Annotated in this window: 13 protein-coding genes, 4 tRNA genes and 1 pseudogene; 13 read left to right on the forward strand and 5 right to left on the reverse strand. The window is 59.2% G+C overall.

The window, feature by feature from the left end:
• The 4 genes and pseudogenes from KW849_RS16440 to KW849_RS16455 all read left to right on the forward strand — a co-directional run.
• Positions 1-257 (forward strand): annotated as a pseudogene (locus KW849_RS16440) (dolichol-phosphate mannosyltransferase); the annotation flags it as partial.
• Positions 254-532 carry a lipid-A-disaccharide synthase N-terminal domain-containing protein gene (locus KW849_RS16445; RefSeq protein WP_218430395.1) on the forward strand — a complete coding sequence of 93 codons (279 nt, stop codon included), beginning with the start codon at positions 254-256 and terminating at the stop codon, positions 530-532. The pseudogene KW849_RS16440 and the gene KW849_RS16445, both read left to right, overlap by 4 nt.
• Positions 533-535: 3 nt before the next feature.
• Positions 536-1,945 carry a glycosyltransferase family 39 protein gene (locus tag KW849_RS16450; RefSeq protein ID WP_218430396.1) on the forward strand — a complete coding sequence of 470 codons (1,410 nt, stop codon included), beginning with the start codon at positions 536-538 and terminating at the stop codon, positions 1,943-1,945.
• A 317-nt stretch (positions 1,946-2,262) separates the two neighbouring features.
• A complete protein-coding gene (locus KW849_RS16455) occupies positions 2,263-2,772 on the forward strand; it encodes a DUF1993 family protein (RefSeq protein WP_218430397.1) in 510 nt (169 codons plus the stop codon).
• 191 nt (positions 2,773-2,963) lie between these two features.
• Here the strand turns inward: KW849_RS16455 and sstT are convergent, their stop codons facing one another.
• A complete protein-coding gene (gene sstT, locus KW849_RS16460) occupies positions 2,964-4,196 on the reverse strand; it encodes a serine/threonine transporter SstT (protein WP_218430398.1) in 1,233 nt (410 codons plus the stop codon).
• Between the two features lie 347 nt (positions 4,197-4,543).
• On the opposite strand from sstT, the gene KW849_RS16465 reads away from it, so the two are divergent.
• Complete coding sequence (locus KW849_RS16465) at positions 4,544-5,704, forward strand: MFS transporter (protein WP_218430399.1); 1,161 nt, start codon at positions 4,544-4,546, stop codon at positions 5,702-5,704.
• On the opposite strand, the gene nhaR is transcribed toward KW849_RS16465, so the two are convergent.
• Positions 5,691-6,590 carry a transcriptional activator NhaR gene (gene nhaR, locus KW849_RS16470; protein ID WP_218430400.1) on the reverse strand — a complete coding sequence of 300 codons (900 nt, stop codon included), beginning with the start codon at positions 6,588-6,590 and terminating at the stop codon, positions 5,691-5,693. The genes KW849_RS16465 and nhaR overlap by 14 nt on opposite strands.
• A gap of 152 nt (positions 6,591-6,742) precedes the next feature.
• On the opposite strand from nhaR, the gene KW849_RS16475 reads away from it, so the two are divergent.
• Together KW849_RS16475 and KW849_RS16480 are read left to right on the forward strand one after the other, a co-directional pair.
• Positions 6,743-6,985, forward strand: a complete 243-nt coding sequence (locus tag KW849_RS16475) for a hypothetical protein (RefSeq protein WP_218430401.1) — start codon at positions 6,743-6,745, stop codon at positions 6,983-6,985.
• A gap of 29 nt (positions 6,986-7,014) precedes the next feature.
• Positions 7,015-7,764: a TerC family protein gene (locus KW849_RS16480; protein ID WP_108219136.1), complete on the forward strand. Its 750-nt coding sequence runs from the start codon at positions 7,015-7,017 to the stop codon at positions 7,762-7,764.
• Positions 7,765-7,844: 80 nt separating this feature from the next.
• Here the strand turns inward: KW849_RS16480 and KW849_RS16485 are convergent, their stop codons facing one another.
• Entirely contained in the window at positions 7,845-8,012 is a 168-nt protein-coding gene (locus KW849_RS16485; RefSeq protein ID WP_218430402.1) for a hypothetical protein, read from the reverse strand.
• A 179-nt stretch (positions 8,013-8,191) separates the two neighbouring features.
• On the opposite strand from KW849_RS16485, the gene KW849_RS16490 reads away from it, so the two are divergent.
• Together KW849_RS16490 and KW849_RS16495 are read left to right on the forward strand one after the other, a co-directional pair.
• Positions 8,192-8,926, forward strand: a complete 735-nt coding sequence (locus KW849_RS16490) for a peptidase C39 family protein (protein ID WP_218430403.1) — start codon at positions 8,192-8,194, stop codon at positions 8,924-8,926.
• Between the two features lie 95 nt (positions 8,927-9,021).
• Positions 9,022-9,228, forward strand: coding sequence for a DUF6021 family protein (locus KW849_RS16495; RefSeq protein ID WP_218430404.1), 207 nt, complete (start codon positions 9,022-9,024; stop codon positions 9,226-9,228).
• A 65-nt stretch (positions 9,229-9,293) separates the two neighbouring features.
• On the opposite strand, the gene pbpG is transcribed toward KW849_RS16495, so the two are convergent.
• Entirely contained in the window at positions 9,294-10,232 is a 939-nt protein-coding gene (gene pbpG, locus KW849_RS16500; RefSeq protein WP_218430405.1) for a D-alanyl-D-alanine endopeptidase, read from the reverse strand.
• A 236-nt stretch (positions 10,233-10,468) separates the two neighbouring features.
• On the reverse strand, positions 10,469-11,323 hold the full coding sequence (gene folD, locus KW849_RS16505; protein ID WP_008001570.1) for a bifunctional methylenetetrahydrofolate dehydrogenase/methenyltetrahydrofolate cyclohydrolase FolD: 855 nt from the start codon (positions 11,321-11,323) through the stop codon (positions 10,469-10,471).
• 274 nt (positions 11,324-11,597) lie between these two features.
• On the opposite strand from folD, the gene KW849_RS16510 reads away from it, so the two are divergent.
• The 4 genes from KW849_RS16510 (at position 11,598) to KW849_RS16525 (ending at position 12,077) form a co-directional block, all read left to right on the forward strand.
• A tRNA-Arg gene (locus KW849_RS16510) sits at positions 11,598-11,674 on the forward strand.
• A gap of 32 nt (positions 11,675-11,706) precedes the next feature.
• Positions 11,707-11,782: transfer RNA gene (locus KW849_RS16515), tRNA-His, on the forward strand.
• A gap of 57 nt (positions 11,783-11,839) precedes the next feature.
• Positions 11,840-11,924: transfer RNA gene (locus KW849_RS16520), tRNA-Leu, on the forward strand.
• 77 nt (positions 11,925-12,001) lie between these two features.
• A tRNA-His gene (locus KW849_RS16525) sits at positions 12,002-12,077 on the forward strand.
• Positions 12,078-12,118: the final 41 nt, after the last annotated feature.

The following is a 12,118-nucleotide window of genomic DNA, read 5'->3' on the forward strand; positions in this document are numbered from 1 at the left end:
GCCTGAAGCTGATCGAGCGCGCGGCGTTCTTGCGCCTGCCGTACTTCGACCACATGCATCGCTACATTCCGGCGCTGATCCAGCGGCATAACGGGCGCATGATCGTGCACCCGGTCAACCACCGGCCACGCACGGCCGGGGTGTCGAAATACGGCAACCTCGACCGTGCGCTGGTGGGTATTCTCGATTTGTTCGGTGTCTGGTGGCTGATCAAGCGCACGCGGCTGAACACCATTGCCCAGGAGATTGAAGGATGAATCTCTCCCGCGAAGCCTTGTGGCTGATCGTCGGTTTTGCCGGCCAGATCGCCTTTACCGGGCGGTTTGTCCTGCAGTGGCTGTACAGCGAGTACAAGAAACGCAGCGTAATCCCGGTGAGCTTCTGGTACCTGAGCATCGTCGGCAGCACCTTGCTGCTTGCCTACGCCATTTACCGTGAAGACCCGGTGTTCATCGCCGGGCAGGCGTTTGGCTCCCTGGTCTATTTTCGCAACTTGCAGTTGATCGCCAAAAGCAAAAGCCTGAAGGAGTAGGTCATGCGCGGATCGTTATCGACCCGAAATATTACGTTGCTCGTTGCCATTGCGCTTGCGTTACTGTTTTTCTGGGGGCTGGGCAGCGTGCCGTTCCTCAGTGTCAACGAGGCCCGCCGCGCCGTTACCGTGCGCGAAATGCGCGAGGCAGGCAGCTGGCTGCTGCCTTACATGAACGGCGACTTGTACTTGTCCAAGCCGCCGTTTTTCTATTGGGCCGGCCTGGTTTCAACGGCAGTGCTGGGCAGCTTGTCCGAGTGGAGCGTGCGCCTGCCTTCGGCACTGGCCGCCGCCTTGTGCTGTGTGGGCACCTATCTGTACGGCGTTCGGCAGGCGGGGCGGCAGGTCGGTCTGTTCGCCGTGGTGTTCCTGGCCGCGAACGGTGCCTTCAGCCTGTTCGCACGGCGCTCGGAAATCGAGATGCTATTGACCCTGCTGTGCTTCGGTGCGCTGCTGGCGGCCTGGCAGTTCATCTTCCTGCAAGGCCGGGTCTTGTGGAGTCGGCTCAGCTACGTACTGCTGGGTTGCGCGCTGCTGACCAAAGGCCCCGTCTGCCTGTTGTGGGTGACGGCCCCGATCCTGGCTTACGCCTTGATCTACCGCGATGCCCGGGCCAAGGCTTATCTGTGCGACGGTTGGAGCTGGCTGATTGCCGTGGTACTGGGCAGTTCCTGGTACGTGGCGGTGTCGGTGAGTCAGGGCTGGGGCATCTGGGCCTCGATCATCAGCGAAGACATCGTGAAGAAGATCGATGGGCAGGGCGCCGAGGCCTGGTACGCGTACCTGTTGTACCTGGCTGGTGATTTCTTCCCGTTCTGGCTGATCCTGTTTGTACAGCCACGCAAGTCCTGGGCAATGATCCGCTCGCGCCGCGAGGCGGGCATGTTGCTGATTTGCAGTCTGCTGCCGTTGCTGGTTTTTTCCTTGTTTACTGAAAAACACGGCAAATACCTGTTGCCGGTTTATCCGTCGATGGCATTGCTGCTGGCGATGCACTGGTCGGCGCTGCTCGAGGACCTGAAGGGGCGCTGGCGCACGGCCCTGGCCGTTGTGCCCTACGTGATGCTGGCCGGGTTCGTGGTGTTCTACATGTTCGTCGAAGCGCGGGTGTTGTCGCACCGGTTCGGTGGTCTTGAGCAGGTTGCCACGTTGGCCAATGGGCAGCCGGGACAGAAGGCTTATACCCTGGGTGAACCGGATATTCGCCTGGTCTATTACATGGGTCGGCCGGTCGCGCCGCTGACGGTGGCGCAGTTGCAGTCCGAGTCGCGTCCAGTGGGGCTGCTGTTTGTGCAAGAACCCCTTGCACCGGAACTGCAGAACCTGGCGTCGTGCCAGGTCGGTGAAGTCAACCCGTACCTCAAGCCGCACCGTTCAGCGTTGCTGGTGCGCATAAGTGGAGACTGCCGCTGATCGGCTTCCCGGCTGAGCAGTCAGCGCTGTGCTGGGCGGTCGGTGAGATGGGCGATGCCGTCGCTCAACTGATGACGCAAGCGGTTCCGGCGGCCAAAGTGTACGGCAGCTGAAAAAGAACGGTCTCGGGAGGGGCGTGCATGGCTATAATCGGCCCACGTTCCAAAGCCGATCACCTGTAGGAGCGAGCTTGCTCGCGAAGAACTCAAGCGTAGCGCGTTCATCCAGACAGGACGCGTTATCGTTAACGTCCATCGCGAGCAAGCTCGCTCCTACAGGTGGCCTGCGTTTCCCTCTGTCACCACACGAGACCTGCCATGACCATTTCCCTGTACGACGCTTCCATCCCTGTTCTCCAGCAAATGCTCAACGCCCTCAGCGGTGTGCTGAAAAAGGCCGAAGCCCACGCCACCGAGAAAAACATCGACCCGAACGCGTTCCTGCAAGCGCGCCTGTTCCCGGACATGTTCCCGCTGGTGCGTCAGGTGCAGATCGCCGTTGATTTCGCCAAAGGCATTTCTTCGCGTCTGGCCGAAGTCGAACTGCCGAAGTACGACGACACTGAAACCACCTTCGCTGAGCTGCAAGCACTGATCGCCAAGGTTCTGGCCTACATCGGCGAGTTCACGCCAGAGCAGATCAACGGCAAGGAAGGCATCGAGATCGTGACCCGTCCGGGCACGCCTAAAGAGAAGCGCTTCACCGGCCAGGCTTACCTGCTGACCTACGGCCTGCCGCAGTTCTTCTTCCACGTCACCACCACTTACGCACTGCTGCGCCACAACGGCGTGGAAGTGGGCAAGCGCGACTACATGGGCGCGTTCTAAACCGTCCAGGTACAAAAAAGCCCCCGCAACCTCAGGCTGCGGGGGGCTTTTTCATGTGTACACATTTTTCATTTACACCGCAGACCCCTGTGGGAGCGAGCTTGCTCGCGATGAGGGCGTGTCAGTCGACATCAAAGTTGAATGACCCACCGTAATCGCGAGCAAGCTCGCTCCCACATGGGGCGGCGGGGTCAGGCCAATCGCTGTACTTTTTCTTCTTCACCCAGGCAAGCAGCCGCAGTGAACAGCACATCGGTGGACGAGTTCAGCGCAGTCTCAGCCGAGTCCTGCAATACGCCGATGATGAAACCGACCGCCACGACCTGCATGGCAATTTCGCTCGGGATGCCGAACAGGCTGCATGCCAGCGGAATCAGCAACAGCGAACCACCGGCCACACCCGAAGCACCGCAGGCGCAGATCGCTGCGACAACACTCAGCAGAATCGCAGTCGGAATGTCTACCGTGATGCCGAGTGTGTGCACGGCCGCCAGGGTCAGCACGGTGATGGTGATCGCCGCGCCGGCCATGTTGATGGTCGCACCCAGCGGAATCGATACCGAGTAGGTGTCTTCGTGCAGGCCCAGACGCTTGCTCAACTCCAGGTTGACCGGAATGTTCGCCGCCGAGCTACGGGTGAAAAACGCCGTGATGCCGCTCTCACGCAGGCAGGTCAAGACCAGCGGGTACGGGTTGCGACGCAGTTTCCAGAAAACGATCAGCGGGTTCATCACCAGTGCCACGAACAGCATGCAGCCCAGCAGCACGGCCAGCAGGTGGGCGTAGCCGATCAAGGCGCCGAAACCGGAGGTGGCCAGGGTCGAGGCCACCAGGCCGAAGATGCCCAGCGGGGCAAAACTGATCACCAGACGCACGATCACCGTCACGCCGTTGGACAGGTCGCCCAGCACTTCACGGGTGGTGTCGCCCGCGTGGCGGATGGCGATGCCCATGCCGATGGCCCAGGCCAGAATGCCGATGAAATTGGCGTTCATCAGGGCGCTAACCGGATTATCGACCACGCTCAGCAACAGGCTTTGCAACACCTCGCCAATCCCGCCTGGCGCTGTGACCGCGACGTCCTGGGTCGACAGCACCAGGCTCGACGGGAACGTCATGCTGGCAACCACCGCGACCACGGCCGCGGCGAAAGTGCCCAGCAGATACAGGAACAGAATCGGCCGGATATGGGTTTCCTGACCGTGCTTGTGGTTGGCAATCGACGCCATGACCAGCACGAACACCAGAATCGGCGCGACGGCTTTCAGCGCCGAGACAAACACTTTGCCGATGAACGCCGTGGACTTCGCGATGTCGGGGGCAAACAGCGCCAGGGCAATACCGGCGATCAGGCCGATCACGATCTGCGTGACCAGGCTCAAGCGTTTCAGGCGTTGCAAGAGAGAAGGGGATGAAGCAGTCATAAAACGGCATCTCTGATTTTTTATAAGTGCATGGTTTCGCCGCAGTTGCAGCAACAAGCAGGGCAGGCCGCAGACGGGAAACCGAGAGGGGAACACAGGGCTAATGCCAGCGCTGATTCCTGTGGCGAGGGAGCAAGCTCCCTCGCCACAAGGGGCGCGGACTTTATCACAGCGCAGGCACGATCTTTCAGACCTGTAACGAACTGCCACCCTGGCATTCAACGAGATAGGCAGGTTCGTGCAACCGCGTTCGGAAACGCTCTGTTAAGATTCGCCATCCTCATTTTCATGTCTGCCAGTGGGCCTTCGGGCTATCGCTGGTGTCGTCGTTTTTTCTGGAGTTCCGCATGCTGTTGCCCATTCTTCTGTTGTCTGCCGCCGGTTTTACGGTGCTGACCACGGAATTCATCATCGTCGGCTTGTTGCCAGCGATTGCCCGTGATCTGGAAGTCAGCATTGCGCAAGCGGGTTTGCTGGTGACTCTGTTCGCCTTCACCGTGGCCGCGTTCGGGCCGTTCCTCACGGCGTACTTCGCCCGCTTCGAACGGCGCAAGCTGTTTATCTCGGTGTTGATCATGTTCGGTCTGGCCAACACGCTCGCGGCGCTGGCGCCGAACATCTGGGTGATGGCGTTTGCCCGCTTGATCCCGGCGCTGGGGCTGCCGGTGTTCTGGGCCTTGGCCAGCGAAACGGCGGTGGACATCGTCGGGCCGGATTACGCCGGTCGTGCCATTGCCAAGATCGGTTTTGGCATTGTCTGCGCCACGGTGTTCGGCATTCCCGTGGGCACGCTGATTTCCGATGCGTTCGGTTGGCGCAGTGCCTTCGCGATTCTGGCGGTCATCGCCTTTGCCAAGGCGTTGCTGCTGTTTATCTACTTGCCGAAAACCAACTTGCATCAGCATCAGGTGAGCTTCCTGTCGCAGTTCAAGATCCTGTGCAGCCCGCTGATGCTCGGTCACGTGCTGCTGTCGGTGGTGGTGTTCAGCGGAATGTTCACGGCTTACACCTACCTGGCTGACATCCTCGAACGTCTGGCCGGTTTCAACGGAACGGTGGTCGGCTGGTGCCTGATGGGCTTCGGCGCGGTCGGGCTGATCGGCAACTCCCTGGGCGGCCGGGCGGTGGATCGTCATCCGCTGATGGCGTCGATGATGTTCTGCGCGTTCATGATTGCTGGCCTGGTGGCACTGGTGCCGAACATTCATTCGCCGCTCGGTTTGGCGGCGGCGATGGGCATCTGGGGCGTGACCCAGGCGGCGTTGTTCCTGGTCAGCCATGTACGCCTGATGAAAGCTGCGCCCGAAGCGCCGGCCTTCGCCGCTTCGCTGAACATCGCCGGGGCCAACCTCGGTATCGGCCTGGGCGCGATGATCGGTGGTCGGGTGATCGACAGCGTTGGCCTGCAAGGCCTTGGCTTCGTCGCGGCGGCTTTTATCCTCGCCTCGATCCTGCTGGCGATAGCGCTGATGACCTTTAAGCCGCGCGAAGTGGTTACAGCGCTGTAAACAGCTCGCGTCGGGCACCTTCGGTAATGGCGACAATGCCGGGGTGCCTGACCTTGCGCTCCACTGAGATGGCGTAGAACGACTCGCTCACCGCGTCGGTCTGGCCGATCACTTCCACGCCATATTGGCGTTGCACTTCATCGGCAATCACGCTCGGGCCGATGAAGATCCCGCTGCCCGATTGGCCAAAGGCCTGCATCAGGGCGCTGTCGTCGAACTCGCCGACAATTTGCGGCTGGACCTTTTGCTCGGCGAACCAGCGCTGCAAACGGCTGCGCACCACGGTTTCCGGGCCGGGAATCAGCAGCGGCGCACCGTGCAGATTGCGCGGGAAGTCCTGACCGTAACGTGCCGCCAGCTCAGGGGTGGCGAAGAAGCTGATCCCGCACTCACCGAGTTTCTGGCTGTAGCCCTTGATGTCCAGGTGCGACGGCATCGGGCTGTCGGAAATCACCAGGTCCAGACGCTGGATCGCAAGGTCGGCCAACAAACGTTCAAGCTTGTCTTCACGGCACGTGATGCGCAGCGGTTCGCTCAATTCCATGGTCGGTGCGATCAGGCGGTAGACGATGGATTTGGGCACCACGTCGGCCACACCGACGCGAAACAGGATCTGCTGTTCATTGGGTTGTGCCCGCAGCATCAGTTCCAGTTCGCCGCCCAGCTGAAACATTTGCTCAGCGTAGGGCAGGGCCTGGCGTCCGGCCTCGGTCAGTTCGAGTTGCCGCCCAACGCGTCGAAACAATTCGATGCCAAAGGTCTGTTCCAGCAATGAAATCTGCCCGCTGATGGTTTGTGGCGTGAGATTCAGTTGCTCGCAGGCGCGCACGATGCTGCCGGTCTTGGCCACCACCCAGAAGTAATGCAATTGCCGATAGTTCAACACATGTATGGCCCTCTGTAGGAGCTCCTACATTCGTAAAAACCGAAGTATACATGGCAAAAATACGAATTTTCCTGAAGTGTTCGCTTCCCTAGAATGCGTCGCTATCAGCGGGCCATCGTTCAGGTCCCGTTCGTTCTATCGAGGAAAGCATCATGAAGCTCAAATCCACGGCACTGCTGATCACGTCTTTACTGGTACTGGCCGGTTGCGACCAGGCCGAGAAAAGCGCGCAACAATTGATGGGCAAGGCTGCCGAAAGCGCCAAACAGGCGATTGACGATACCCACAAGGCCGCCGAGCAGGCACTCAGTGACGCCACCAGCGGGTTGATCAGCAAAAAAGAATCATCGGAAAAAGAATCGGAAAAAACCGAATCTTCCTCCCAGGAAATCTAAACCGAATGACAACGAGTCAGGACTGACCCATGGACTACCTTTTACAACTTGCCGCCAGCCCCACCGCCTGGGTCGCCCTTGCCACCCTGATCGTGATGGAAATCGTGCTCGGCATCGATAACCTGATCTTCATCTCGATCCTGACCAACAAGCTGCCCTTGCACAATCGACAGCGGGCTCGGCGCATTGGTATCGGCATGGCGTTGATCCTGCGCCTGGGTTTGCTGAGCACCATTGCGTTCATCGTCCAGTTGACCAATCCGGTGATCGAGATTCTCGGCCACGCGTTTTCCTGGAAAGACATGATCCTGATTGCCGGTGGCCTGTTCCTGTTGTGGAAGGCGACTACCGAGATCCATCACAGCATGGACCCGGCGCCGGAAGATCCGAAGTCGGCGACCTCGACTGTGACCCTGGGCTTCGCTGCCGCGATCGGTCAGATCCTGATGCTGGACATGGTGTTCTCCATCGACAGCATCATTACCGCTGTCGGCATGACCGAGCATTTGCCGATCATGGTCATCGCGGTGGTGGTGTCGGTCCTGGTGATGTTGCTGGCGGCTGATCCGCTGGCCAAGTTCATCAACGACAACCCGACGGTGGTGATGTTGGCCCTGGGCTTCCTGATCATGATTGGCATGACACTGATCGCCGAAGGCTTCGGCGCCCATGTACCGAAAGGCTACGTCTATGCGGCCATGGCATTCTCGGCTTCGATCGAGGTGTTGAACATGATGTCCCGCCGGTCCAGGCAGAAACGGGTAGCCACTGAGGCTTGACCCACGCTAAAAGAAACGGCCGCCTGAACTCCGAGGAGTGCAGGCGGCCGTTTTTGTTGATATCGGGTAAAAAGTGTTTGTCAGTGAGCGTTGGCGTGCTGGCTCGGCGTCTCGTCCGCTTCTGGCGCGGGGGCTGGCTGGACAGGGTGATGGTGGCGGCGGGTAATGCGCAGCACGCCCCACAGCATGGCAGCGGCTACCGCCAGCCAACCGCAAATCAACATCACAATGATCATGGTCAGGCTCATCTGTGCCTCCTCCTTGCCCTGCTGTGGGCACACGCGCTTGGCTGTCGTCCCTTCAGGGAACAGTCTAGCCGTTGCTGTATTTCAGGCTATTGACCGAAAGTCGGCAGTCACCAACCAGTTCGCTCTATCGAATGCACGCGACTACCGTTTAGAGCTATACCGTAGCGGCGCGGCGACCTATGATCGACGACCAAGCCGGGAATGGGATTGCCTGGCGTCTGAACCTGAACAAGAGAGAGATGATGGTGCGGGTATTTTCTCGAATTTTGTCGGCCGTGCTCATAGCCGGTTGCGTGGCAAGCCTGGCGGGCTGTGCCGGGAGCGTTGCGCCCGAGATCAAGCGTTTGCCGGAGCGTGTCGAACTCAGCGGCCGATTCTACCGGGGCGATGCGTATCAAAGCGGGCCACAGGTGCTGGCCAGCATGCTGTCTCAACAGGGCATCGTGATTACCCCGGGGTTACTCGACAAACCCTTGCATTTGCCGGGGGGCGAAGCCCAGTTGCAACAGAACATGCAGAACCTGGCCCGCGAGTACGGGATGGTGGTTTATCCCCTCGACAGCAACCTGCCGGCCTTGTTGACGCAAGTCGCCGCCGGTTATCCGGTGATGGTGCGCTTTACCGAAGGCTCGGCCCTGTGGGCTGAACCGCGTTACGCCATTCTGGCCGGTTACAACCGCCAGAAGCAGACGGTCCTGCTGCGTGCCGGGATGAATCGCCGCGAGCTGATGAGCTTCGGCTCCTTCGAGTCGGCGTTCAAGGACGCCGGTGGTTGGGCCGTGCTGATCCAGAACCCGACGCAAATCCCGGCCCAGGTCGATCAACAGCGCTGGCTCAAGGCCGCCAACGATCTGGCTCAGACCGGTCAGGAGCAGGCGGCTGCGAAGGCTAAAAAAGCCTTGGCCGCGCAGTAAATCCGTTTGTCATCCGCCGGGCACCTTTGCCCGTCATCAGCCTCTGATTCTTAAGGGCCCGGAGCATTATTTCGGGCCGAGATCAGGAGGTGCCCATGGTTCAATCCACAACGCCCGTCGGTCCGCACTCGTCTGAGCATTCATCTGGTAATGAGCTGGGTTTCGATCCCGACTCCCCGGACCTTGCCGATCCACAGGTAGACCCGATCGGGCCTGCCAAGGCACCGAGGGACGTGAAACCGGGCGACAACCCCAAGGCTCCGGCCAAACCCTATGATCCGCTGGGTAATCTCAAACCCTAGGCGTAACGACAGGCTGGCGAAAAAAAGCCCCGATCGATCGGGGCTTTTTGTGCGTTGCCATTACGTTACTTCGACGCTTCAACCACGCCGCTCTGCCGCTGCTTGAGGTTCTTGTCTGCCTTGTACTGCAAGGCTACGGAAGGCACGTCCGCGCTCCTTCCGCTCTCTACCCAATTACGCATGCGCGTGGCATCGGCAAAATGGGTGTACTTGCCATAGGCGTCAAGGATCACCAAGGCCACCGGGCGGTTACTCATTCGGGTCACCAGCACCAGGCAGTGACCTGCTTCGTTGGTGAAACCGGTTTTTGTCAGCTGGATGTCCCAGTCCGGCTTGCGGACCAAATGATCGGTGTTGCGGAAACCCAGGCTGTAGTTGGGTTTACGGAACGAGACGGTTTTTTCCTTGGTCGTGCTCAGCTCGGTCAGAAGCGGGTACTTGTGCGCGGCGATCAACAGCTTGCTCAGGTCGCGAGCGGTCGACACGTTGCGCGGGGAGAGACCGGTCGGTTCGACGAAATGCGTGTTGGTCATGCCCAGTGCCCGGGCCTTTGCGTTCATTGCAGCAATGAACGCGGCATAGCCGCCCGGATAGTGGTGCGCCAGAGTCGCGGCGGCGCGGTTTTCCGAGGACATCAGGGCAATCAGCAGCATTTCCCGGCGCGGCAGTTCGCTCCGGAGCTTGACCCGGGAGAACACGCCTTTCATTTCCGGTGTGTCGCTGATGTTGACGTCGATGTATTCGTCCATGTTCTGCCGAGATTCAACCACGACCAGGCCAGTCATCAACTTGCTGACGGAAGCGATCGGCACCACCACGTCAGGATTGCTGGCATAGATGACTTTGTTGGTCTGCATGTCCAGCAGCAAGGAGCTGCCGGAAGCGAGCTTGAGTGTCTTCGTCTCTCGCGGCGCCGCGGTGGTCTCGTCAGCGCTGGCGATTGGCGTGAGGAAAGTCCCTGTAACTGCAAAAAATAGGCTCAGGATGGAAAGACGGATTTTCACGCTGGCAGACTCATAAAGGATGTTGATAAGCCGTTTTGTAACGGGCTGTTTCCTGAAAAGCGCGACATTCTGGAGTATGGCTGAATAACTGTCGATGGTTGTTCAAGTAACAGGTGAAAGTCCTGAGAACATGAAAAAAAAGTCATTTTCCGGCGGATGGTCGGTGTATTTCGCGGGCGAAAAAAACCCCGCCAGGGCGGGGTTCCTTGTCACGCTGTCAGCGTCCGCGTTGAAACTTAGCTGTGCAGGGTTTCAGCAGCGTACAGGGTGTTTTCCAGCAGGCAGGCACGAGTCATCGGGCCTACGCCGCCCGGTACCGGAGTAATCCAGCCGGCGCGGGGCAGGGCGGTTTCGTAGATCACGTCACCGACCAGCTTGCCGTCGTCCTGACGGTTGATGCCGACATCGATCACGATCGCGCCTTCCTTGATCCATTCACCCTTGACCAGGCCCGGCTTGCCGGCGGCCACGACGACCAGGTCCGCACGGCCGACATGGCCGGCCAGGTCCTTGGTAAAGCGGTGGGTGACCGTCACGGTGCAACCGGCCAGCAGCAGTTCCATGGCCATCGGGCGACCAACGATATTGGACGCGCCGACAACCACGGCATTCATCCCGTAAAGGTCGACCCCGGTGCTTTCCAGCAGGGTCATGATGCCTTTGGGGGTGCATGGGCGCAGCAGCGGGATGCGCTGGGCCAGGCGACCGACGTTATAAGGATGGAACCCGTCGACGTCTTTATCCGGACGAATGCGCTCCAGCAATCTGGAGGCGTCCAGGTGTTCGGGAAGCGGAAGCTGGAGCAGAACGCCGTCGATTGCAGGATCGTCGTTCAGGCGATCGATCAGTTCGGTCAGCGCTTCTTGAGTGGTTTCGGAAGGCAGGTCATAAGCTTGGGATAGAAAGCCGACCTCTTCACAGTCTTTACGCTTGTGCGAGACATAAACCTGAGAGGCAGGATCGCTGCCGACCAGGATCACCGCAAGCCCGGGCGTGCGCAGGCCTTGCTGGCGACGCTCGGTGACACGTTGGGCGATCTGCTGGCGCAGGCTGGCGGCGATCGATTTGCCGTCGATTAGTTGTGCAGTCATTGCGCGTGATTAACCATCGAGAGGGGAAAAAAAGAGAACGCATTCTCGCATGTCATGCGGTGAGGGCAAAGGCGCTTGGTCTGCAAATTCCCCTAACTCCTTTAATTAAATGAATTTTTTTTAAAAAGGATTTGACGACCTTCGGGGGGCTCTATACTATTCGTCGCACTTGTCGGGCACAGCCTAGCACTGGTTAAGAAGGTTAAGCGGGATTTTGGTTCTGCGAGACTGGAAAGCACTTAGTTTGTAGTCCTCCAAGGGTACAGCTAACAGGGCGCCCGTAGCTCAGCTGGATAGAGCATCCGCCTTCTAAGCGGATGGTCGCAGGTTCGAGTCCTGCCGGGTGCGCCATTAGGCAGCTTTGGCACAAGTAACGCGATATGGTGGGCGTAGCTCAGTTGGTAGAGCACGGGATTGTGACTCCCGTTGTCGTGGGTTCGATCCCCATCGTCCACCCCATATTTCGAAAAGGCGCCAGATTAACAGTCTGGCGCCTTTGCTTTAAAGGCTTCATCCGCGGATGTGGTGGAATTGGTAGACACACTGGATTTAGGTTCCAGCGCCGCGAGGCGTAAGAGTTCGAGTCTCTTCATCCGCACCAATTAAAGCTTCACTCAGGCTGCTGGCCTGGCTGGAGCTTGATAAAGAAGTTGTTTGGCTTCTTTAACAGGCAATATGGTGGGCGTAGCTCAGTTGGTAGAGCACGGGATTGTGACTCCCGTTGTCGTGGGTTCGATCCCCATCGTCCACCCCATATTTCGAAAGGCGCCAGATTGAAAAGTCTGGCGCCTTTTT

Source organism: Pseudomonas sp. PDM26, assembly GCF_019219185.1.
Classification (GTDB): Bacteria; Pseudomonadota; Gammaproteobacteria; order Pseudomonadales; family Pseudomonadaceae; genus Aquipseudomonas.